Raw genomic sequence first — 23,250 nt, 5'->3', positions numbered from 1 at the left:
ATGCTTATCTGCCAAGAAATGTTCCTCCTGCTTACCAAGGACAACGGTAAAAAGGAGGCAGTGACCAATAACGAGACCGCCTTGAGCGCCGGCCTTTTTAGCGATTTACTCATGCATGACGCGGTTGGCATAAGTGCAAAGAATAAGGTGCACGCCACGGATAAAAAGCCAGAGCACCCAGTGCTTGCTTGGGCGTGGGATGGCCTGCACGAGCGCCGGACCAGCTCGGTCAAGACGCTACTGCAGGCGAGGCGGTTCTCCCCGCGCGAGAAGATTGCCCAGGATTTTAGGGACCACGGCCAATTGGAGATTGAGGATGCCGCGTGGTGGCAGCTCGGCGGCGATCGTTACATCATGACGGATACGGCGCTAGAAGATGGCGTGCGCGAGAGGCTCGCTGCGGTGCTTGACGGCACCGAAGCCCCTAGCGCCAAGGACGTCATCATCTTGGATATCCTCCGCGAAATTAGGGGCGCCTATCCCTTGCTCAAGGAGGACGCGCCCAAGATGAAACGCCGGGAGATGCGCAACCGCATTAAAGAATTAAAGCAGCAGGTGGAATACGACGATGCCGCCGCCTCTGCGGTAAAAACCATACTGCAGGAGACGACGGCGATTATCGCGGCGGCTGCGGTATCAACCGCAGGCACTACTTAGGACGGCAGATTACTTCTTCATCTGCTTAGCGCGGGAAGCGGCGCGCTTGCGGTCGGTGGCGGAAAGCTCCAGCTTGCGCACGCGCAGCACGTCTGGGGCGACCTCGACGCACTCGTCGTTGCCACAGAATTCCAGCGCCTCTTCCAGCGAGAGCGTGTGGGCCTTGGCCAGAGTGACCGTGGCGTCTGCGGTGGCAGAGCGCATATTGGTCAGCTTCTTTTCCTTGGTGATGTTGATGTCAATATCCTCATCGCGGTTATTGGCACCGACCACCATGCCTTCGTAGGCCTCGGCGCCTGGCTCGACGAAGAAGTTGCCGCGGTCAGCCAGCTGCATCAGTGCGTACTGGGTGATCTGGCCGGTGCGGTCAGCCACGAGGGAGCCAGTGGCGCGGGACTTGATCTCGCCGGCCCACAGATCGAGGCCATCGGAGATGGAGTTGGCGATGCCGGCACCGCGGGTTTCGGTCATGAACTGGGTGCGGAAACCGATGAGGCCACGGGCGGGAACGCGGAAGATCATGCGTACCCAGTCGCCTTCGCGCACGTCCATGGACTGCATCTGACCCTTGCGGGAGGCCAGCAGCTGGGTGATGGCACCCTGGTGCTCCGACGGGGAGTCGATGGTGAGGATCTCATAAGGCTCGTAGGTCTTTCCATCGATCTGCTGGGTCACAACCTGCGGCTTACCGATGGTCAGCTCGAAGCCCTCGCGGCGCATGGACTCGATGAGCACGGAGAGAGCCATCTCGCCGCGGCCCTGAACCTCCCAGGTATCGGGGCGCTCGGTGGGCAGCACGCGCAGGGAGACGTTACCGATAAGCTCCTGCTCCAAGCGGGCCTTGACCATGCGGGCGGTCAGCTTGGTGCCGCCGCCGCGGCCTGCCATCGGCGAGGTGTTCACACCGATGGTCATGGAGATGGCTGGCTCGTCAACGGTGATGCGCGGCAGGGCCTCGGGGTTTTCTGGATCGGCGATGGTATCACCAATCATGACATCGGAAATACCAGAGATGGCGACGATGTCACCGGCGATGGCCTCTTCGGCAGGCTGACGCTCGAAGCCGACGGTGCGCAGCAGCTCAGCGACCTTGACGGTCTTGGTGTGCTGGTTGCCCTCATCGTCGTAGTGAATCCAGGCCACTTGCTGACCCTTCTTGATGCGGCCGGCGTAGATGCGCAGCAGCGCGATACGGCCAAGGAAGTCGGAGGCGTCAAGGTTGGTCACGTGCGCTTGCAGCGGGGCATCGACGGTAGCGGAAGGCTCGGGCAAGACGTTGTAGATGACATCGAAAAGCGCCTGCAGGTCCTTGCTATCGGGGACGTTGCCATCGCCCGGGTTCTCGGTGGAGGCAACGCCGGCGCGACCGGAGGCATACAGAACGGGGAGATCGAGCAGCTCTTCAGCGGCGGCTGCGGCTTCCTCATCCTCGAGGCCAGCGGCGATTTCCAGCAGCAGGTCCTGGGACTCGGTAACGACCTCGTCGATGCGGGCATCGGGGCGGTCGGTCTTGTTCACGCAGACGATAACCGGCAGCTTGGCCTCTAGCGCCTTGGTCAGGACGAAGCGGGTCTGTGGGAGGGGACCCTCAGAGGCATCGACAAGCAGCACGACGCCGTCCACCATGGAAATGCCGCGCTCGACCTCGCCGCCGAAGTCGGCGTGGCCCGGGGTGTCGATGACGTTAATGATGAGGTCTGCGCCGTCTTTGCCCAGACCCTGGCGGCGGATGGCTGTGTTCTTGGCCAAAATGGTAATGCCGCGCTCGCGCTCCTGATCGTTGGAGTCCATGACGCGGTCCGTGTGCTCACCGTGTTCGCCAAAGGCGCCGGACTGTTCCAGCATGCCGTTGACCAACGTGGTCTTGCCATGGTCAACGTGCGCGACAATGGCAACATTACGGAACTCGGTATTACTCACTAGTTGGGTTCTCCTTCGGAGGATCTACAAGCGCTGGTGCGCGAGAAATGTTCTTGAACGACGTCCTACGATACCCCCTAACAGGGCATAGTGCAGCATTGGGGAGCCAGGACGCGACCTATGCCACCCCGTAACGTCTCGCGTGCCTGAAACGACCTAGTACTTGACACTTCCCAGCGGATCACTATCGTTACTAGAGTTATTACTGTTACTGCTGTGACCGATGAGGTTATACTTCTTTCCCTGCGAGACAATAAGGACCTGATACCGTGAGCCACGCCCACACTTCTTGGCGCCTAAGCGGGCGCACCGGCTACATCGCCGCTGCCACCGCCGCGCTTATTGGCCTTGCCTCTCCCCTGGTTGCGCCCGCGCAGGCCTTCGCCCCGGACCTCTCCTCACTGGCACAGCAGCACATGCCCGCCAGCCCCTTAGATGAGCTCGGCCGCCCCACCCCGGAGACCCAGGACCGCGTGCGCGCCTTTGCCGCGCAGCCGTGGATCCCTGAAGACGCCCGCAATGCGATCTTGTCTGCCTTGGACTTCTTTGCTGGCACCGGCGATGGAGATGGCGGCGTTCCGATGCCGCAGGGCGATAACCCGCACTTCCGGCAATTTTATTGGCCTACCGTCTCCGCGCACTGCATCGGCGGCACCAACGCCGCCACCGGCTCTGCCATCGCGGTACCTGGCCCTACGGAAATTCCCGCCCCCGGCGCCGGCGAGGGCGAGACCGCCTTCCTCTTTACCGCCTTGGGCACCCCACCGGCAGCACCAGACCAAGGAGGAATGAACGTGCAGTGGTTTAATATCAATACCCTGCAAAGCGGCATTACCCCGCTGCACAATAACGGCATCAACCAGGATGGGCCCACGACGCTGTCTGGCACGGCCCACACCGGCAAGGGCCTGGTCGTTGCGCTGCTCTCCGGTTCCGTTAATACCACCGAGGCGCGATGCGATTTCGCCCCCACCGCCGCCTTCCTAGAGGTGAAGTAATGGCCGTTGATCTCCACCCAGTCAAGCGGGAGACTTTTAATACTGCGGACTTCACCAATACCGATCCCAAGGGCTACCTGCGCCAAGTCGATACCTACACTGAAACCGAGTTCGGCCTGTACATGGCGCGCGGCGCCGATCACCCGCGTTTTGGCTACCTCGAATCCTGGCTGCTGCCAAGCCTCAACCTGCGCGCAAATATTTTTCACTTCCGCACCGGCATTGAGGTAGAGCAGGACTTTTATATCGACGTCGCAGAAATCCAGCGCCAGGGCAACGAATGGACCACCCGCGATCTCTACGTTGATCTGGTGACCACCACCGGCGAGCCCATCACCGTCCTCGACATCGACGAGCTCTCCGCGGCGACGTCTGCCGGCCTCATTTCCGCCGAGGACGCCGAGCTCGCCATCGACACCACCCTGAACGCGGTCGAGGGAATTACCCGCCACGGCGACGATGCGATGGCCTGGCTTGCCCACCACGGCATAGACTTGTCTTGGTCAGACAACATAACTTTAGCCCCCGAAGGATAAGCCATGGCCGGTGGCCTTTTTGCCCTGCTTGACGATGTCGCCTTAATTGCCCGCGCCGCCGCCTCCAGCGTCGACGATGTGGCCGCCTTAGGCGGCAAGACATCCATGAAGGCCCTCGGCGTCGTCGTCGATGATGCCGCAGTAACCCCGCAATACGTCGAGGGCATCAAACCGCAGCGCGAGCTGCCGATGATCTGGCGCATCACCAAGGGCTCGCTTATCAACAAGCTCGTCATCATCCTGCCGATTGCGATGATCCTGTCTTGGATCGCGCCGTGGGCGCTCACGCCCATCTTGATGTGTGGCGGTACCTATTTGTGCTTCGAAGGCGCGGAAAAGATCCTCTCTTTCTTCCACTCCAGCCCAAGCGATGCCACCGATACCGTCCAGCACAAGGGCCCCGAGGCCGAAGATAGCCTGGTGAAATCCGCCATCACCACCGATCTCATCCTGTCTGCTGAGATCATGGTGATTTCCTTAAATGAGGTCATCGATCAGCCCTTCTGGCTGCGCCTTGGCGCGCTCATCGCCGTCGGCGTCATCTTGACCTTGGGCGTCTACGGCGCCGTGGGATTGCTGGTCAAGATGGATGACATCGGCCTGGCCTTAACCCGGCGCCGCGATGGCAATTCCCTGCTAGGCAATGCCTTGGTCAAGGGCATGCCCATCGTGCTGGATATCATCGGCATCATCGGCACCGCCGCCATGCTGTGGGTAGGCGGGCATATCGTCACCACAGGCCTGCATGAATTCGGAGTAGACCAGCCACATGGGTTTATCGAGGCCGCCACTGAACACATCCACAATGGCGCGCTGAGCTGGCTGGCCGAAACCGGCCTGTCCATGGTGTGCGGGCTCATCCTCGGCCTCGTCATCGCCAGCATCGTCATGGCCGTCAAAGCCTCAACCGGCTCGCCGTCTGCCACCTCAGAAGCGCAACACTAAATTACATAAACAGCATGAGCGATACTGCCATAATGGCCATGCCGGCGATAAGGCCGTAGATGGCGTAGTGGTGCTCGCCGGTTTCTTCCGCGGTGGGAAGCAGCTCATCGAGGGAAATAAACACCATGATTCCTGCCACGGCGGCAAAGCTAATGCCCATGGTGGCCGGCCCCAATACCGGCATGAGCAGGCCAAATCCGATGAGCGCGCCGAGCGGTTCAGCCAGCCCTGAAAGAGTGGCCCACCAGAAGCCCTTCTTGCGCGATCCGGTCGCCTCCCGCAGTGGCACCGCGACGGCGATGCCTTCCGGGATATTGTGGATGGCAATCGCCACGGCCACCGGCACCGCAATCTCCTTAGACTCCAGGCCTGATAAGAAGGTGGCAAAGCCCTCCGGAAAATTGTGCAGGCCCAGCGCTACCGCAGTAAATACGCCCGTCTTCATCAACCTGCCGCGCCGGGCATCTTCTTCGGTCGTGCCCGGTTCGTGCGGGTTGATTTCTTCTGGCACCATTCGGTCAATAATCGCGATGACCGCAATACCGGCGAAGAAGGCGCCTACCGCGGCCCAGGTACCGGATTTCTCGCTTCCGAGGGCATCGCTAAGCTGCTCTGTGCCCTCCGGCAGGATTTCCATGAAGGAGACATAAAGCATCACACCCGCCGAAAGGCCCAGGGCCGCAGCCATAAATGCGGGCCCTGGCTGGCGCTTTCCCACAGCCAGCGCTCCGCCGATGGAGGTGGACAGGCCTGACAGCAGGACCAGGCCGAAGGCGAAGGCGAACGTGGACAAGGTCATAGTCTGTGACTGTACCTGACAATAATTATCAAGCCTTAATGAGCTGGCGGGGTCTGCGTATCGTCTTCGGCGGAGCCAGATACGAACTCACCATCGGCCACCGAAGGATCATCATCCACGTAGCGGCCGGCTTCGTAGTCATATCCGATGGCATGGCCTTCCTCATCGGTGCGCGCGTACCACTCGGTGACCTCCGCGGCAGTGGAGTTAAACTTGCCACCGGTAGCATAATCAGAATCATCATCGGTGGGTTCGACAGTAAGGGCAAAGTTGTCACCGTATTCGCGCACACCGTGGATAACGGCATTAGAGACAGCTTCTTCCGCATAATAATCGCGGATCGCTGCAGGATCATGTCGCAATTCCCGTACGAGGGCAATGCACATGAGCACGATAATGACGGCGAACGGCAGGGCCGTGACGGTGATCAAGTTTTGCAAGCCTTGCAGCGCATTTTTGCCGCCAGCTAATAGGATCACAACGGCAATGCCGGCCATGCAAATAACCCAGAAAATCGTTACCAGAGGCTTCGGCTGGGGATTGCCGCGCTGTGTCAGTTGGGAATTGACGATGGACGCAGAGTCGGCCGTGGTGATGAAAAATACCACGAGCATGAGGATGACAATCGGAGCCATCCATTCTGATCCGGGAAAGTGATCCAAAACGGTAAAGAACATATCTTCTGCTGCAGGCATGGAATCGATAGTGCCGTCTGGGGCAATATCGCCATCGCGGCGCTGCAGCCAAATGGTGGTACCGCCCAAGATGGTGAAGGCACAGACAATGATGGCAGATGGAATTAATAACACGCCGAGAACAAATTGCCGGATGGTGCGCCCGCGGGAAATTTTGGCCACGAATACGCCAACGAATGGTGACCATGACACCCACCATGCCCAGTAAAAAGTAGTCCAAGACGACAAAAAGGACACCATGTCTTCGCTCTGGCCCATGTTCGCGGAGAGCATATTGGGCATTTCACCGAGGTATTCGACGATGACGGCGGGCAGCATATTCGCTAGGAAGGCTGTGGGGCCGATGACAAAGAAAAAGAGGGCGAGTGCCAATGCCAATACCAGATTGATATTGGAAAGCCACCGAATTCCCTTCGCCACACCGGATACGGCGGAAAAGATGGTGCCGATAGAAAGCACAACGATGATAATGAGCGCCGCGGTATTTCCGGCGGTGGACCATCCGCTGACGATCTCCACTCCGCGGCCAATTTGCAGGGCGCCGATACCCAGAGTGGCTGCAGTGCCAAAGAGCGTTGCGATAATCGCTAAGCCATCAATGATTCGCGCCGGTGCGGAATCCGTAGATCGATTGCCAAAAAGCGGCATTAAGATGGAGCTCATCAGCGGTACACGACCACGGCGGAAGGAGACGTACGCTACGCAGAGCCCGACGATGGCGTAGATAGCCCAAGCATTAATCCCCCAGTGCATGGCGGCTTGGGCCATAGCACCCATGACAGCGTCATCACTTGCGGCTTCATAGGCGCCTGGCCGCGGTGAAAGATAGTAGCTCAGGGGCTCAAAAGGTCCGAAGAAAATGATGCCGATGCCGATGCCCGCGCCAAATAGCATGGCCGCCCAGCTAAGAGTGGAGAACTCTGGCTTTTCCCCATCGACGCCGAGCGGAATCTTGCCGTACTTTGAAAACGCCAAGATGAGCAGCAAAAACATCAAGCATGTTGCCAGCGCAGTAAAGATCCATCCGAGGTTACGCATGACCCAATCCAGGGCAGCGGAAGAAGAATCAAACACCTGCTCTGGAGCAAGGACTCCCCACAGCACGAAGGCGACGATGAGCCCACCCACGACGCTCAGGATGGTTTTATCCACGCCATATTTAATCTTTTGATCTTCAACAGATACGCCTGGAACGAGGGCCGGATGGATATTGTGCGGGTACGTAATTTCCCGGAGGATACGCTTGGCTCCGCGCACGCGCTTGCGGCTTTCTGCGGTGTTATTCACCCCATCATCCGGGTTGGTTCCGGGCTGAGGTGTGGATGTAGAAGAGATAGCACCTGCTCCTATTCGTTTATTCAAAAATCAACAACCGAGAGGTGCCTATACATTAACCAAATCTCGCGAAAATTACCGGATGAGGATGCCATTACCCCCACATGCGTAAAATAAATAGCACCCTTCATGCCAGCATTTAACCTTCGAGGTGACGTTTATACCCATGATGGCTTATCCGCTTCCTACCAGCTACTTCGGTGTGGAACACGTCGTGATCTTGGATCACGTCATCGCCGGCACGGCGCTCAGCATCCCTGGTGTGGGTGGTGAGCCCGCGCTTATCGATGTCTCCTTAGAGCCCGATACCTACTCCAACGGCTGGCGGGTGCGTTCTGAGTTTGGCTTCATCGGTTTTCTCGATGAAGTTGAGGCAGCCGAATACCCGGACCTGCACCGGTTGAAGGCCTCTCAGGCCACCCCGCAGACGGTGGCCACGGTCGGCATCGTTGACGGCGAACTCGAGGTTGCCGTCTCCCTCGGGCTGTGGCCGTGGATGGTGCCGGTCAATGACCAGCCGGCCGAATCAGCACTTCTTGCCGGTGGCCACGGTGCAGTGGTTGATACTGCGGCTGGCGATCTGACTGATTCGCAGCTATCTCATCTTGAAACGCAGCAGTTCTTTGTCACGCTCAAGGTCATCGATGATGCCGTCGTGGCCTCCTGCGGCGATACTGTGCTCGGCCCGTGCGGCACGTTGAGCCAGCTGCCGGGCCTGCGCGCCGCGTATGCGGCGGCACAAGTTTCCGGTGCCACGGTGGCCGCCCGTGCCTATAGCGGCGGCGGGATGATCGCGGTGGATATCCCGGTAGCGGATGCCACAGAAGCCGAATTATTCTCCCCTGCGGTACCGCCCCTGCGCGTGCCGTCCGGCCGCACCGCGCTGCCTAATGCCACCACTTCCCGTCCTGCCACCCCAGCCCCGCCCGAGGAATGGGAGTTCGCGCTGGAGTCCAGCGACATTGCCGGCGATCTTCCCACCGGCTCCCGGCGCCCGGTCAGCCCCAACACCGACGCAGCCACAGCGGTCACTGGTTCTGCCGAAGCCTCGCCCGCGACGCCCAGCGCTGCCCCGGAGAACGACGCTGCCCAGGAGAGCGGCGCCAAGAACGGAAAAGAAGGCACAGAAAAAGAAGTGCCTACTACCCCACCCACGCCTCGTGCCCACGAGAAGGACCAGGCGGCGGCACCGCCTGCTAGCAGCGGCTTGGCCGACTTGGTCTCGTCCATGCCGGGCGCACAGAACCTGAGCTGGCGCGCGCTTCCCGTCGCGGAGGAACCGGGCCGCTTTTCTTCCGAGTCCGCCCGCGTGCGTGCCCGGCGCGTGGCGCGCGAGCAGTCCCGCCCGCGCGGCGGAAACCATCGCAAATAAGTCGGCCGCCTCTGCTTAGCGCAAGGTGCGCTTGCCGCCCTCGCCGCGGCGGGTAATGCCGTGGGCATCGAGATATTCCAGCAGCGGGATGGCCACCCGGCGGGTGGTCCCCAGCGCTTGCCGCGCGGCGGACAGGGTGAAGGGCTGCTCGAGTTCTACTAGGAGCTCCCGCGCTTTGCCCGGCGCGCCTGGTAAGAGGATGATGCCGTCTTTCAGGCGTAGCAGGCGCCCGGCGCGCTCGGCGGCGGCCAGTTCTTTTTCGCTCAGCCCCAGCTCTTTAAGTTCGTGCGCCTCTGGTGCCGCGAAGGGATCTTTATTTAACCTGCGCTCCAGCTCAGTCACGGCGGGCTCGGCGGCGCCGAGATCCACGCTGTGGCCGGGCAGGCGGATAAGCCCTTCGGATTCCTCCGCGTGCGCGGCGGCTACTGCTAGGCGCAGCAGCCCTTCTTCCTTGAGATCCAAGGCATCGAGTGCCGCCTTGCGCGGCATGCCGGGTGCGAGCGGATTAGCCGCAGCGTGTTCCTGCAGCGCGGTAGTCAGAGCTTCTTTCCAGCGCGTTACCTGGCTGGCGGCAATCCACCACTGGTGGAAGTTAATGATGCCCGTCGGCGTAGCGTCGGTGTCATAACCATCGAGTGCCAGGTCCGCGCGCCGGGCATAGCCCACGCGCTTCAGGTAGGAGAAAGGATTGCGAAAGGAGCTTAGCTCAGCCAGTGCGTTAGCCCGCTTGCGGGCGGCACCGCGGCGGTCGAGCTCCGGCGGGCGCACGTCGATGACCTCTACGCCGGCGCTGACATGGCGGCCGCCGGGGCTGCGGATCACTAGGCGGTCCAGGATGACCAGCGGCAAAGCGCGCGATAGGCGCAGGCGGGCAAAGCCCGCTGACAGCGGCCGCAGGTGCGCTTCTATCCCGGCGGTACCGCAGTGGACCACGAGGTTATCGGGCAGTTCATCAAGCGCGGTGCCAAAAGTGCGGTGGACGTCCACGGTATCGACGCCGCGCCACGCATCGGGGCTCAGCAGCAGGTCACCGCGGTGTATATCGGTGGCATCGACCCCGCGCAGGTTGACCGCGGCACGTGTTACGGGGCCCAAGGATTCCTGCTCGGTATTTTCGCTATGCAGGCCGCGGATCTCCACGCGCTTGTCCCCTGCCGCGGTGGAGAGCACCAGGGCATCGCCGGTGCGCAGCGTGCCAGCACTCAGCGTCCCGGTCACCACGGTTCCCGCGCCCTTGACGCTAAAGGCGCGGTCGATCCACAGGCGCACCGGGGCGTCTGTGTCGGGTGCGGGCACGCGGGCCACCAAGTCATCGAGCGCCCCGCCAAGATCCGCCAGGCCCTCGCCGGTGTGGGAGGAGACGGGGATAATGGGGGCATCGGCAAGCGGCGTGGCAGAAAACTGCGTGCGCACCTGGGCGGTGACCTCCGCGCGGCGCTTTTCATCGGCGCGGTCGCTGCGGGTCAGGGCGATAATGCCGTGCTCGATGCCCAGCGCGTGCAGCGCGTCGCGGTGGTCGGTGGATTGGGCCTGCCAGCCTTCGTCCGCGGCAACCACGAAGAGCACCACGGAGGCAGGCCCCACCCCGGCGAGCATATTGCCAAAGAACTTTTCGTGGCCGGGGACATCGACAAAGGCCACGTCCGCACCGGAAGGCAGCGACGTCCACACAAAGCCTAAGTCAATGGTCAGCCCGCGGCGCTTTTCCTCGGCCCACCTATCCGGATCCATGTCCGTTAAGGCGCGCACCAGGCTGGACTTGCCGTGATCGACGTGGCCGGCGGTCGCGATGACGTACACCTACATCACCGCCCGGATAGCCGCGATGAGCACCTCGTCCTGAGCTTCAGGCACGCAGCGCACGTCAATGAGACAGCGGCCTTGGTGCTGGCGCGCCACCACCGGCGGGGTGTGCCGTCGCAGCTTTGGCGCAAGTTCCTCCGGCAGGGATACCGCGACGCCGGGCAACGGGTACTCGGGGGCTCCTCCCCCGCCCACGCGACCAGCGTGGTCAACAACCTCGCCACCCACCGCCGCGGCGATGGCCTCGGTGCGCGCGCGGTGGCGCGCCGGGTCAAGGTGGAGGGCCTGCTGCACCGCATTGGCGGGCGTCGTGATAGCCGCCTCCAGGGCATTAAGCCGCAGCTTATCAATGCGCACCGACCGCGCCAACGGGTGCTTTTTCACCGCCGCAATCGCGTCCTTAGTGCCCAACAGGATCCCGGCCTGCGGCCCACCCAAAAGCTTATCGCCAGAAGCGATGACGATATCCGCCCCGGCCTTCAGCTGCGCGTGAATATCGGGCTCGTCTGGCAGCACCGGATCGTGGGTGAGCAAGCCCGAGCCGAGATCCACGATGAGGTGTGTACCCTGCTTCTTCGCCAGCTGCGCCAGCTCGCCCACACCCACCGACGAGCTAAACCCCTCTATCCGAAAATTGGACGGGTGCACCTTCAAAATCGCACCGGTCTCCTCCCCCAGCGCGCCTTCATAATCGTGCAGGTGCGTCCGGTTGGTCGCACCCACCTCGCGCAGGCGCGTCGCGGTGGATTCAATAAGCTCCGGCAGGCGGAACCCCGCGCCGATTTCTATCAGCTCGCCACGCGAGATGATGACCTCTTTGTCCGGGGCCAGCGCGGCCGTGGCCAGCAATAAGGCCGCCGCACCGTTATTGACCACCAGCGCGTCCTCCGCGCCGGGGCAGGCCGCCAAAAGCGCCTGGGTGGCACCGGCACCGCGCCGGGACGAGCGCCGCCCGGTGTCTAGGTCCATTTCCACGTCGGTATATCCGGCCGCGTCCTGCAACGCGTCGATCGCGGCTGCGGGCAGCGGGGCGCGGCCCAAGTTCGTATGGATAATCACGCCGGTGGCGTTGATGACCGGCTGCAAGGAATGGGTGCTGTGGTCTGCCAGCCTTTGCACTATTTCTTCCTCCACGCCGGCAACGGGCACCTCCCCGCGGCGGGCGGCGGAGAGCACGCCTTGAATCGTGGCGCGGATGGCGTGTTCGGCGAGTGTCTGCCGCGCGCTTTCTACCACGGGGAGCCGCAAGAGCTCATCCATGCGGGGTAAATTCCGGCGGGGATCACGGGCATTATTCGCGGGGCGACCAGCGTTATGGCTCGGCACTCGTTTTCCTCCTTGCACGCTTTTGGCGGAGACGGACAGGAATCGAACCTGCCAGACCGAGATGCTCGGCCTCACCGGTTTTGAAGACCGGGGCGCCCACCAGGACACGTACGCCTCCGCCTGGCTACTTTACAGATCCCGCGCGCGGCCCACCGCCGCCGCCCCACCACTTTCCGGCGGGTAAAATGACCACCATGACGGAGCAGATTAATCTAACCTCTTTCGCCGCCGGTGGCGGCTGCGCCTGCAAGATTCCCGCCGGGGAATTGGAATCGGCGGTAGAAGGGCTCATCGGCAAGGCCGATCCTAATGTCTTGGTCGGCCTCGACGATGGCGATGATGCCGCAGCGGTCAAGATCGACAACGGCGTCGCCGTGATTTCTACCGCGGACTTTTTCACCCCCATGGTCAATGACCCCTATACCTGGGGCCAGATCGCCGCAGCCAATGCGCTATCTGATGTCTACGCCATGGGTGGCACCCCCATTACCGCCATCAACCTCGTGGGCTGGCCCAATGAGAAGCTCGGCCTAGGCGTCCTGCGCGAGGTGCTGCACGGCGGCATGGATAAGGCCACCGAGGCGGGCATTTCCATTACCGGCGGCCACTCCATTACCGCCCCGGAGCCCTTGTACGGCATGGCGGCGACGGGCATCGTCGATCCCGATAAGCTCATGCGCAACGATGCCGCTGAGGCCGGGTTGCCCATTACGCTGACCAAGCCCATCGGCGTGGGCATTTTGAATAATAAGCACAAGGCCACCGGCGAGGTATCCCTGGCCGCCATCGATTCCATGACCGCGCTCAACCGCCAGGCCGCCCAGGATGCAGTCGCCGCCGGTGCGCGCGCGGCCACCGATATCACCGGCTTCGGGCTACTCGGCCACCTGTACAAGATGTGCCGCGCCTCCGGGGTGTCGGCCGAGCTGGACTTTTCCGCCGTGCCCACCGTAGACGGTGCCACCGACGCCCTCGCGGAGGGCTTCATCCCGGGCGGCTCGCGCCGCAACCTGGATTGGGTGCGTCCACACCTGCAGCCCTCCTCCCTCTCGGAGGAAGAGCTAGTGCTGCTTGCCGATGCCCAAACCTCCGGCGGCCTCCTCATCATCGGCGAGGTCCCGGGCTACCCGGTCATCGGTCGCACTAAGCCGCTTTCTAACGATGCCTACATCACCATTTCCTAAGATGAAACACCGTATTTTTAGCCTGCCCCTTGCCACCCTCGCCCTCGGCGCGGGCCTTGTCGCCTGCGCCGACGAGACCACCAACCGCAGCTGCTCGCCTATCGAATTATCGGAACTGCGCACGTCCCTGCCAGACACCCTCATAGGCGCTAACCAGGATCCCGATTCCACCAGCGATGAGGATGACTCCTTCTCCGTGCTCTACGGCGGCGATTCGCCGGAGAAGGTTAGCGTGCTGGGCACGAAATACGAGTCCGATAATGAGGCCGTGTGCCCCGATGACCCAGATGCGGCGGCGGAGCGCTACTTGGAGCTGGTCAATGAGGACATCGATAAGCAAAATGCCGCCCAAGGCCGCGCGGGAAATGAGTACAAGCCATTCGATTTCACCGCCGCGGACCGGCATTTTTACTGCTCGGCCTGGGAAGTCGAGGATGCCATCTCGACCACCTGCGTGACCACGGTGCATGACGCGGCAGTGAACTATTACCTCCACCGCGATTCCGAGTCCCTGGAGGCCGAGAAATCGCGCATGCAGGAGATCGGCGAAGAACTCGCCGATTCCTTTGCCAACCTCGACTAAGCCTGGCTAGCCCTCTCTAGCCTGCGCTGAGCACGTCGGTGGCAAGCCCTTGCTCGCGCCGGCGCCGCTCCGCGCGGCGCTTTTGCGGACCCATCGTGGTGGCCGGGTTCTTGACCGCCTCCAAGCCCGCGTTGAGCACGCCAAAGCGCGTGCACGCGGATCCGGCCATCAAGGCCAGGCCCGAAGCCACGGATACGGCGCGGGACTTCGTCGCCGCCGCCACCGCGCTGCCCACGCCGCCAGCGGCAATCAAGTATTCCGAGGCGCGCATGAGCTTTCCCGGGGTGCCGTGATGCAATTCCTCGCGCGGCTCAGGCTCCATATTGTTTTCTAGCACCTTCGTCGCCGCGATATCGCTGGCCGCGGCCGCCATGCCCAAGGCGCGGGCGGGACCGGCGTATTTCACCGGGGTGGTGACCATGGCCAAGCCAGAGGCCGCTGCCGAGGCAGAGGATACAAAGACATAGGGCAGGTGCCGCTTCATGTCATTCCACACCGGGTTGGACGTATTGGACAGCAATACCGCCGTATATCCGGCTAGCGGGCCACCGAGCACACCGGTTATCACCCCGGCCGGAGTCGCGGCCTTGCCCAGGCTCGCGCGCAGCCACTTCGGCAGCGGCAGCTTCCGCTTGGTCGCGTTATCAACCTCTACCACAGCCGGAATCGCCGCCGCGGTGGAAAAGCCCGCAAGCAGCCAGGATCCGAGCGACATTGGCGAGGTCACCTTGAAGACGCGGAACATATTCAACGCGCGCTCCGGCCGGCCCAGATCCAAAATCAAAAAGACCGAACCGGCGGCCGCCGCGCCAAAGGCCGCTACCCGCGTGGTCCGGCGCAAAGGTGCGTTGCCTGCGGCCTGTGCACCGGTGGCGAGAAGGCCCGAACCGCCGGCAATGCCGCCCAAGAAGAAATACCCACCGATGGGCCACTCCCACGGCGGGGCCTTGACTACCGGCCTGCCGTAATAGGAAGAAAACTCGAAGTCTTCGGCCATCCGCTCCTCTTTGGAGCCATCCTGCGCACCCGCACCCGGGCGCTTGCGCTTCTTTTTACGCTTCGGCCCATCGAAGTTGCGGTAGCGGTTCGGCCGCTCCGGCTGCGGTGGCCGGTACTCATCAAAACCGCTCATTTGCGCCCTCCAATCAAAAAGGAACCCGCCACGGCCAGCGCCATCCCGCCGATGGCCTTGGCCGCGGTCTTATACATACTCGGCAAATCCGCGGTGGGCACGCGCGGGTCCGGCGGCAGGCCATAGACCTCTGGCGAATCCAGCAATAAGAAGATAGAGCCGGTTCCGCCCACGCCATCGTTATCATTGGCGCCATAGAGCCGCGCCTCCGTTATGCCCTGTTCGTGCAGGACGCGCACGCGATCCCTCGCCGCGGCCAGCATGTCCTCATAGGTACCGAATTGGATGGAATCGGTGGGGCACGTCTTGGAGCACGCCGGCTGCTCGCCCTGTTTCAGACGGTCATAGCACATGGTGCACTTCTGAGCGACGCCCACATTCTTAATCGGCATCGCCTCGCCCGGCGTGTGATCCGCGCCTTGGGGCTTGCGCTGCTTGAGCTTTTTCAGCACATTAATGTCGGCGTGTGAATTATCCTGATAATCCACGGTCGCGGTCTTATCGTATTTCAGCGACACCCCACCATCATCGCGGCGTTCGATGACGCCAAAGGGGCACCCCGCCACGCAGGTTCCGCAGCCATTGCACACATCATCTTGGACAACCACGGTGCCAAACTCGGTGCGGAAGAGCGCGCCCGTGGGGCACACGTCCAAACACCCTGCATGCGTGCAGTGCTTGCAGACATCCGAGGACATCAACCACCGGAACGTATCCGTATCCGGCGGAGTGGTATCGACCTCGTCCGGCTTTCCACCGATGGTGGGCATGCCCAGAGAAATAAGCTGTTTTCCCTCTTCGCGCGCCATCTCAATGCGGTCATTGTTTTGTTCCACAAAGGCTACGTGCCGCCACGTATTAGCACCCAAGGCACCGGTGTTGTCATAGGAATCACCGGTGACGTCATATCCTTCTACCGGGTTGCGGTTCCATTCCTTGCACGCCACCTCGCAGGCCTTGCAGCCGATGCACACGGACGTATCGGTGAAAAAGGCCATGCGGCGGTAGGAATCATAGCCGTGCCGGCCCGCGTCCTCGGTCAGTAGATTAGTCATTTACTTACCTTCTTCGCCTTTACTTGCCGTTTCATCATCACTACTATCCGCGCCAAGTTGGCCATGCTTTTCGGGCTCCGGGTTATAGGTAAACGAGTCCGGAACCGACAACAAATCATTGCCGGAATCCACGCTTAACTGCGCCCGCTCTTGGTACTGCTTGAGCAGCTTCAAGCGGCCTTCTCCCCTCGGCCTGCGGCCCGGCTGGATATCGCAGGCACCAATCTTCGAGTTCTGAATGAACACATTCGGCTCGAGGGTAAGGCCCAAGAGATCGTTAGCGCCGTCGCCTGCCACAGCGGTGGTCTCGGACTCGCCGTAGTGGAAGGGCAGGCCAATCTGGTGGAATTCTTCCCCATTGATCTTCAGCATCTGCATGCGATCGGTGACCAAAACCTGCGCCTCAATCACACCGCGCGGCGAGATAATCGTCGCCCACTCGCCATTTTCCAGGCCGCGCTTTGCGGCCAAGTCCTTATCCACCTCGCAGAATAGGCCCGGCTGCAGCTCCGCCAGATAAGGCAGGCGGCGCGACATCGCACCCGAGGTGTACATCTCCGTGAGACGGTAGGTAGAAAATACAAACGGGAACACCTCCGCACCGGGCATCCCCGGTTCTGGGCGCTGCAGGTTATCCGGGCGTTTGATGGTCAAGCGCGTCGGCGATTGCTGCTGCTTATACAGCACGTTCGTAACCGGGGACTCCTGCGGCTCATAGTGGGTGGGCAAGGGGCCATCGGAAAGCCCGGAAGACGCAAAGAGCCAGCCGCGACCGTCCGCCTGCATGATGAAGGCGTCCGTGCCATCGAGGGCGTCTGGACCGACGGCATCGGCAGGAGCCTTGTACTCCGGCGACTTCGTCACTGGGAAGTCAGGGACGTCATCGCCTACCCACTTGCCCTGGGCCTCGTCCCACCACACGTACTTCTTGCGCTCGGACCACGGGGTGCCATCCGGCTTGGCCGAAGCGCGGTTATACAAAATGCGGCGATTAGCAGGCCAGACCCAGCCCCACTCGGGCGCAACCTCGTTCTGCTCCGAACCCGGGACCTTGCGCGCGGACTGGTTGACGCCATCCTTGTACACGCCGGTGTAGATCCAGCAGCCGCCGGAAGTCGTGCCGTCATTCTTCATCTCCACGAAGGAGGGCAAAAGCTCGCCCTTCTGTGGACCATCCAGGTAGTAGCCGTTGATCTCCTTGAGGACGTCCTCAGAGTTCGGCTCGCCTTCCTCATTTTCCACGTAATCCCACGTCACCTTCTGGAGCGGGAGATCGCGCGGATCAGTGGAATCGCGCAGGCGTTCCTTGAGCTTCTTACCCAGCTGGTAGAAGAACCACAGCTCGCTCTTGGCATCGCCTGGCGGCGGTGCCGCTTGGAAGCGCCACTGCAGCATGCGCTGCGTCTGGGTAAAGGTACCAGCCTTTTCCACGTGGGTGGCAGCGGGCATCAAGAAGACCTCGGTTTCGATGTCTTCCGTCTTCAGCTCGCCGTTTTTAATCTCCGGCGCGTCCTTCCAGAACGATGCGGTTTCGATTTCCTGGAAATCGCGCACAACCAGCCACTTCAGCGATGCCAAACCACGGCGCTGCATGCCACCATTGGACTGCGCCACCGCCGGGTTTTGGCCGAAGACGAAGTAGCCTTCCACCTGACCATTGAGCATGGCTTGCAGGGTTTCGTAGGTAGAATGCGCGCCGGAAATGCGCGGCATGAGGTCATAGCCCCAGTTATTTTCCTTGGTCGCCGCATCTCCCCAGTAGGACTTCATCAAGGACACGGCGTAATTCTCGCCAATCTGCCAGAAGCCCTTTTGGGACTCATCCCGGATCTCGTCCACAAATTCCGGCCACGTCTGCTTTTCCACGCTCGGCATGGGCAGGTAGCCGGGTAGGGAGTGGAAGAGAGTCGGGATATCGGTAGAGCCCTGAATGGAGGCGTGCCCGCGCAAGGCCATGATTCCCGAGCCCGGGCGGCCCACATTGCCCATCAAAAGCTGCAAAATGGCAGCGGTACGGATGAACTGCGCACCCAAGGTGTGTTGGGTAAAGCCCAAGGCATAGGCGAAACACGTGGTGTGTTCCGGATCGGAGTTCTGCGCAATGGAATCCGCTAGGTAGTAGAAGTCTTCCTGCGCGATGCCGCAGGTTTCTTCTACCAGCTCAGGGGTATAGCGCGCATAGTGGCGCTTGAGAATCTGGAAGACCGAATTCGGGTGCTCCAGGGTGTCATCGCGCTCGACATTCCAGGAGGAACCTTCCGGCTTTTGCACGTACTGCCACGAATCGGTCACGTAAGTGCCGGTTTCCGGATTATAGCCAGAAAACAGTCCGTCCAGTTCCTCGGTGTCCTGGTAGTCCTCCGAGATAATCATCGGCGCATTGGTATATGCAACAACATAGTCGCGGAAGTACAGCTCATTTTGGAGCATATGGTTGATAACCGCGCCTAGCAGCACCACGTCGGTACCGCCGCGAATGCCAATGTGGCGGTTGGAGAACGCAGAGGTACGCGTATACCGCGGATCCACGTGGATAATGCGGGCACCACGCTTTTTGGCTTCTACGACCCACTGGAATCCCACCGGGTGGCACTCTGCCATATTCGACCCCTCGATGACGATGCAATCAGCATTCGCCATATCCTGCAGCGGTTGGGTTGCGCCGCCGCGGCCAAACGAAGTTCCTAAACTAGGAACTGTGGCGGAGTGTCATATGCGCGCCTGGTTTTCGAGCTGCACCGCACCGGCAGCGGTAAAAAGCTTCTTAATGAGGTAGTTTTCCTCATTATCCAAGGTCGCGCCACCAAGGCCAGCGACACCCATCGTGCGGTTTAGAGTCCGCCCCGAGTCATCGGTGTCTTGCCAGCCCTTCCGGCGCGCCTCCAAGAAGCGATCCGCGATCATGTCCATCGCGGTGTCTTCATCCAGCTCCTGCCACTCGGTGGAGTGCGGTGCGCGGTAATTAATCTTGGTCAATCGCGTTGCGGAATTGACCAACTGCTCCGATGCCGAGCCCTTGGGACACAAACGCCCGCGCGAAATCGGCGAATCCGGATCGCCCTCAATCTGGATGACTCGGTTATCTTTGACGTATACGCGCTGGGCGCAACCAACCGCGCAATATGGGCACACGGATTGCACCACGCGGTCAGCTTCTACCGTGCGCCCGTGCTTTTCCTTACTCTTGGTTGATTGCGTATTGATATCCCTGCCAAAGGGATCGCCGCTACGCAGCTGGCGCACGACCGGCCAGTTGAGAGGACTTAAGCGAGACATGACTTTAAATCTATATTTGGGCGGAAAAATTCTCTAGCAAGGTGACCCTAAGCGTTTTTCGCAACTGCGCTGATCGCGCATTCCACACCCTGTACGACGTCCGTAAGCTCCAGCATCGGGCTGTTTTCTTTATTCTGCTCCTTAATAAACGGTACGTGGATAAAGCCTGCTTTTACCTGCGTATCTTTGAAATGGTGCAACAGGCCATAGAGCAGGTGGTTGCACACAAACGTTCCCGCGGTGGTCGAGACCCGTGCCGGAATCTCAGCCTCCTGAATCGCTGCGACCATTGCCTTAACCGGCAGGGTGGAAAAGTATGCGGCCGGGCCGCCTTCAACCACTGGTTCATCGATTGGCTGGTTGCCCGCATTATCCGGTATGGAAGCATCCGCTAAGTTGATGCCTACTCGCTCCGGAGTGATATGGCTGCGCCCGGCGGCTTGCCCCAGGCAGACCACCGCGTCTACCCCTTCTTTCTCGGCCACAGCAATTGCCTGCTTCAGTGCTTCACCGAACACCGTGGGCACAGGGCGCTTGATAATCTGCGCGCCGCCGATTTCATCCGGCAGCTTATCGAGCGCGCGTTCCGTAGGGTTAATTTCTTCGCCACCAAAGGCATCAAATGCAGTTACCAGAATCTTCATCATTTCAGTATGGCAGATGACGGTGCTCCGCTGCTTCGATTCAGAGCTGTCCTTTTAGTTTGCGCATAGTACCCGCCCTTGCCGCTCACCGGAGGCGGCTTTTTACCAGGGCCCTGGGCTCGCGGTGAGCGCGAAGGTAAAGAGGACGAATTCGAGCGGACGAGCAGCACACTAAATCGAAAGTTAAGATGCATTTCCCCATACCCTTCCCCTTCGCGCTCACGGGAGATAGGCGAGCCAACCGAGATGATTCTCGCGGTGAGCGCGAAGGGCGGGGTTGCAGGATGAGGATTGAAGCGCGCGGGTTATAGAGCGCGGTGTGAGCGAAAGCATGAGTAGATACTGAACTGCTTTGTCTACAAAGCGGTCATAACAAATCTCCTGCTGCAAACGGGTCCCTTTTTCTTCATGGTTTGACGCGTGGAATAAAGTAAGACTGGTCAAAGTTGAACAGCACCGTACTCAACAAATAGTCAGACCTGTTCATTTTATTTCTAAAGGACGTTCTATGACACAAAAAGTTTCCTCTCGCTCCAAACTTCCTAGCTGGGCAACGGGGTTTGGCGCGCAAGTCATTGCGGGCCTTATTATCGGCCTCATCCTGGGACTGATCGCATCTGGGATGAATACCGATCCTGACAACCCAGGGTGGTTGACCAACCTGCTCAGCGGTGTCGGTGGTGCCTATGTCCAGCTATTGAAGGTCATGGTTCCGCCGCTTATCTTCGCCGCGGTGGTCACCTCTGTGGCTAACCTGCGCAAGGTTGCCAATGCCGCATCCTTGGCCATTTCTACGTTGGTGTGGTTCGCCATTACGGCGTTCTTCTCCGTCATCGTGGGCATCGTCGTGGCATTAGTCATGAAGCCCGGTGCTGGCACGAGCGTCGATGCATCCGCTGCAGAGGATCCGTCAAGCGTTGGTTCGTGGACTGCCTTCTTTGAGCAGCTCCTGCCACAAAACTTCATCGGTCTTACGGCCTCTGCCAGCGATGGCGAAATATCGCTGAACTTCGGTGCGCTTCAGCTGCTAGTTATTTCCTTGGCCATTGGTATTGCCGCCGTACAGACCGGTAAGGCAGCCGATCCGTTCCTGCACTTTACGGAGTCCTTCCTCAAGGTCATCCAGAAGGTCCTGTGGTGGATTATCCGCCTGGCGCCGATTGGTACCGCAGCGCTTATTGGTAAGGCCGTTGCTACCTACGGCTGGGACGCACTTGGCTCTCTGGGCAAATTCGTCTTGGCAATGTATGTGGGCCTGGCAATCGTCTTCGCCGTGGTTTACCCAGCAGTACTGAAGTTCAACAATATTTCGGTCACGGGTTTCTACAAGCGCATTTGGCCGGTAACGTCCTTGGGCTTTGTCACCCGCTCCTCTATGGGTGTTATGCCCGCGACGCAACGCTTCAGCGAACGTGCCCTGGGCGTTCCCACCGAGTACGCGTCCTTCGCAGTGCCACTCGGTGCTACTACGAAGATGGATGGCTGCGCCTCCGTCTACCCTGCTGTTGCTGCGATTTTCGTCGCGCAATTCTATGGCGTGGACCTAGACTTCACGCAGTACCTACTCATCATCTTCGTCTCCGTTATTGGTTCTGCGGCTACCGCCGGTACCACTGGCGCAACGGTTATGCTCACGCTGACCCTTTCCACGTTGGGCCTGCCATTGGCCGGCGTCGGTTTGCTGCTGGCCATTGAGCCCATCATTGATATGGGCCGCACGGCGCTCAACGTCACGGGTCAGGCATTGTGCGCGACGGTCGTCGCCAAGCGCGCGGGCATCCAGAACCAAGAGGTCTGGGATGAAGCCGAGAATGGCGTCAAGCACATCATGGAGGAAGACTCCGACGAGGAAGTAAGCGTCAAGGCTTAATAAAACGAAAATAAAGGCCCAGGGCACAACGCCTTGGGCCTTTATTTATTGCCGGAATGGAAGTGGGCGGCGATGTGCAACGCCGGCCGGCTCCACGTGGATAAATACGCTGCATCCGGCGAAAAGCTCGTCGAGGGCGACTTCGACGTCATCGGCAATCTCATGCGAGTAGAGTACGCTCCAGTCCGCCGGCACCTCCATAGTCAGGTAGACCATTCTTTGCCTGCCGGAGGCTACCGTGCGCCGATCCGTGAAAGTCACGGACTTTTCTTTTTCCAGTTCAGCTAAGAGATCCCAAATTTGATCTTGCTCTTCTTGCGGAAGGGCCTCAGAAAGCAGGCTGCTGACGGAGTCGCGCAAAATCTTAAATCCCGTCCACAAGATATTGATGCCAACGGCCAAGGCCACTAGCGCATCAAGCCACAACCAGCCCGTGAGATACACCGCAGCCATGCCGACGAGAACGCCGGCGGAGGTCCACACATCCGTAATCAGATGGTGCCCATCCGCATTTAGCGTCGCAGACCGGTAGCGCTTGCCCGCCTTAATCAGGGCCAAACCGACGCCCAGATTAAGTATCGAGGACAATAGCGACAGCGCTAAGCCCCAACCGCCTTCCTCAACGGGCTGGGGAGTAAAGAGGCGTTGGACTGCGGTGTAGATGATGGCCCCTGCTGCGAGGAAAATCATTGCCCCTTCTACCAACGCGGAAATATACTCCGCCTTGCCGTGGCCAAAGTGGTGATTATCATCGGCAGGCTTGGCGGCAATGCGCAAGGCACAATAACCCGCAATGGCTGCCACGAGGTTCACGAGGGATTCGAGGGCATCAGAGAAGAAACCAACCGAGCCCGTCAGCCATGCTGCCAGAGATTTCAGGACAATTGTCGCCACCGCCGCGGCGATGGACAACATCATAAAGCGCTCTAAAATACGCTGCTCAGAACTTAAAGAAGACAAGGTCTACTACTCTCCCTTCGGCAACCAGAATCAGTCCGAAGGTCTCGTTCGCATCGATGCCTCGATGCTGAGTGGCCGGGCTTTTAAGCCAGTGTGTCGACCAGTCATCGCGGCGCACGCGGGCGCCGTAGGAACTACTCCCCTTCTGGGTTCATAGGTT

18 protein-coding genes and 1 tRNA gene are annotated in these 23,250 nt (G+C 60.5%); 8 read left to right on the top strand and 11 right to left on the bottom strand.

Annotation, left to right across the window (positions count from 1 at the left end; genetic code table 11):
- Window positions 1-657, top strand: coding sequence for a GOLPH3/VPS74 family protein (locus ABRP84_RS02430; RefSeq protein ID WP_349852583.1), 657 nt, complete (start codon window positions 1-3; stop codon window positions 655-657).
- A 9-nt stretch (window positions 658-666) separates the two neighbouring features.
- On the opposite strand, the gene typA is transcribed toward ABRP84_RS02430, so the two are convergent.
- Window positions 667-2,577 carry a translational GTPase TypA gene (gene typA, locus ABRP84_RS02425; protein ID WP_349852582.1) on the bottom strand — a complete coding sequence of 637 codons (1,911 nt, stop codon included), beginning with the start codon at window positions 2,575-2,577 and terminating at the stop codon, window positions 667-669.
- Window positions 2,578-2,846: 269 nt separating this feature from the next.
- On the opposite strand from typA, the gene ABRP84_RS02420 reads away from it, so the two are divergent.
- The 3 genes from ABRP84_RS02420 to ABRP84_RS02410 are packed head-to-tail and all read left to right on the top strand — an operon-like array spanning window position 2,847 to window position 5,056.
- The gene (locus ABRP84_RS02420; RefSeq protein WP_023026237.1) at window positions 2,847-3,575 is read left to right on the top strand and encodes an Rv1157c family protein; all 729 of its coding nucleotides are present in this window, start codon (window positions 2,847-2,849) and stop codon (window positions 3,573-3,575) included.
- Window positions 3,575-4,111 (top strand): ribonuclease FAU-1 family protein, encoded by a 537-nt coding sequence (locus ABRP84_RS02415; RefSeq protein WP_023026235.1) that lies wholly within the window; start codon window positions 3,575-3,577, stop codon window positions 4,109-4,111. The genes ABRP84_RS02420 and ABRP84_RS02415 overlap by 1 nt, the downstream gene beginning before the upstream one ends.
- Window positions 4,112-4,114: 3 nt before the next feature.
- Window positions 4,115-5,056 carry a DUF808 domain-containing protein gene (locus ABRP84_RS02410; protein WP_023026233.1) on the top strand — a complete coding sequence of 314 codons (942 nt, stop codon included), beginning with the start codon at window positions 4,115-4,117 and terminating at the stop codon, window positions 5,054-5,056.
- Window position 5,057: 1 nt separating this feature from the next.
- On the opposite strand, the gene zupT is transcribed toward ABRP84_RS02410, so the two are convergent.
- Window positions 5,058-5,855, bottom strand: coding sequence for a zinc transporter ZupT (gene zupT / locus ABRP84_RS02405; protein WP_023026231.1), 798 nt, complete (start codon window positions 5,853-5,855; stop codon window positions 5,058-5,060).
- A 35-nt stretch (window positions 5,856-5,890) separates the two neighbouring features.
- On the bottom strand, window positions 5,891-7,837 hold the full coding sequence (locus tag ABRP84_RS02400; protein ID WP_023026229.1) for a BCCT family transporter: 1,947 nt from the start codon (window positions 7,835-7,837) through the stop codon (window positions 5,891-5,893).
- 214 nt (window positions 7,838-8,051) lie between these two features.
- Between ABRP84_RS02400 and ABRP84_RS02395 the strand changes: the two genes are divergently transcribed.
- Entirely contained in the window at window positions 8,052-9,257 is a 1,206-nt protein-coding gene (locus ABRP84_RS02395; protein ID WP_349852581.1) for a hypothetical protein, read from the top strand.
- Window positions 9,258-9,272: 15 nt separating this feature from the next.
- Here the strand turns inward: ABRP84_RS02395 and selB are convergent, their stop codons facing one another.
- The 3 genes from selB to ABRP84_RS02380 all read right to left on the bottom strand — a co-directional run bounded on the left by selB (window position 9,273) and on the right by ABRP84_RS02380 (window position 12,504).
- Window positions 9,273-11,057, bottom strand: coding sequence for a selenocysteine-specific translation elongation factor (gene selB / locus ABRP84_RS02390; RefSeq protein WP_349852580.1), 1,785 nt, complete (start codon window positions 11,055-11,057; stop codon window positions 9,273-9,275).
- Window positions 11,058-12,386, bottom strand: coding sequence for an L-seryl-tRNA(Sec) selenium transferase (gene selA, locus ABRP84_RS02385; RefSeq protein WP_023026223.1), 1,329 nt, complete (start codon window positions 12,384-12,386; stop codon window positions 11,058-11,060). It abuts the gene before it with no gap.
- Window positions 12,387-12,409: 23 nt separating this feature from the next.
- Window positions 12,410-12,504: transfer RNA gene (locus ABRP84_RS02380), tRNA-Sec, on the bottom strand.
- Between the two features lie 76 nt (window positions 12,505-12,580).
- Between ABRP84_RS02380 and selD the strand changes: the two genes are divergently transcribed.
- Both selD and ABRP84_RS02370 read left to right on the top strand, forming a co-directional pair.
- Window positions 12,581-13,570: a selenide, water dikinase SelD gene (selD, locus tag ABRP84_RS02375; RefSeq protein WP_349852579.1), complete on the top strand. Its 990-nt coding sequence runs from the start codon at window positions 12,581-12,583 to the stop codon at window positions 13,568-13,570.
- A gap of 1 nt (window position 13,571) precedes the next feature.
- Complete coding sequence (locus ABRP84_RS02370; protein WP_349852578.1) at window positions 13,572-14,153, top strand: hypothetical protein; 582 nt, start codon at window positions 13,572-13,574, stop codon at window positions 14,151-14,153.
- Window positions 14,154-14,169: 16 nt separating this feature from the next.
- Here the strand turns inward: ABRP84_RS02370 and nrfD are convergent, their stop codons facing one another.
- Genes nrfD through pcp form a run of 4 tightly spaced genes read right to left on the bottom strand, consistent with a single transcriptional unit; the run spans window position 14,170 to window position 20,260 of the window.
- Complete coding sequence (gene nrfD / locus ABRP84_RS02365) at window positions 14,170-15,285, bottom strand: NrfD/PsrC family molybdoenzyme membrane anchor subunit (protein ID WP_349852576.1); 1,116 nt, start codon at window positions 15,283-15,285, stop codon at window positions 14,170-14,172.
- A complete protein-coding gene (locus ABRP84_RS02360; protein ID WP_349852574.1) occupies window positions 15,282-16,340 on the bottom strand; it encodes a 4Fe-4S dicluster domain-containing protein in 1,059 nt (352 codons plus the stop codon). Before ABRP84_RS02360 ends, nrfD begins: the two co-directional genes overlap by 4 nt.
- Window positions 16,341-19,616: a formate dehydrogenase-N subunit alpha gene (fdnG, locus tag ABRP84_RS02355; protein WP_349852573.1), complete on the bottom strand. Its 3,276-nt coding sequence runs from the start codon at window positions 19,614-19,616 to the stop codon at window positions 16,341-16,343.
- Between the two features lie 47 nt (window positions 19,617-19,663).
- Window positions 19,664-20,260, bottom strand: coding sequence for a pyroglutamyl-peptidase I (gene pcp / locus ABRP84_RS02350; RefSeq protein ID WP_349852572.1), 597 nt, complete (start codon window positions 20,258-20,260; stop codon window positions 19,664-19,666).
- Window positions 20,261-20,768: 508 nt separating this feature from the next.
- On the opposite strand from pcp, the gene ABRP84_RS02345 reads away from it, so the two are divergent.
- Window positions 20,769-22,130 (top strand): dicarboxylate/amino acid:cation symporter, encoded by a 1,362-nt coding sequence (locus ABRP84_RS02345; protein ID WP_349852570.1) that lies wholly within the window; start codon window positions 20,769-20,771, stop codon window positions 22,128-22,130.
- Between the two features lie 45 nt (window positions 22,131-22,175).
- Here the strand turns inward: ABRP84_RS02345 and ABRP84_RS02340 are convergent, their stop codons facing one another.
- Window positions 22,176-23,090, bottom strand: coding sequence for a cation diffusion facilitator family transporter (locus tag ABRP84_RS02340; RefSeq protein WP_502879768.1), 915 nt, complete (start codon window positions 23,088-23,090; stop codon window positions 22,176-22,178).
- Window positions 23,091-23,250: the final 160 nt, after the last annotated feature.

Source organism: Corynebacterium sp. KPL2861, from assembly GCF_040225475.1.
Lineage (GTDB): Bacteria > Actinomycetota > Actinomycetes > Mycobacteriales > Mycobacteriaceae > Corynebacterium.
This window is presented reverse-complemented; position numbering and strand designations above follow the sequence as displayed.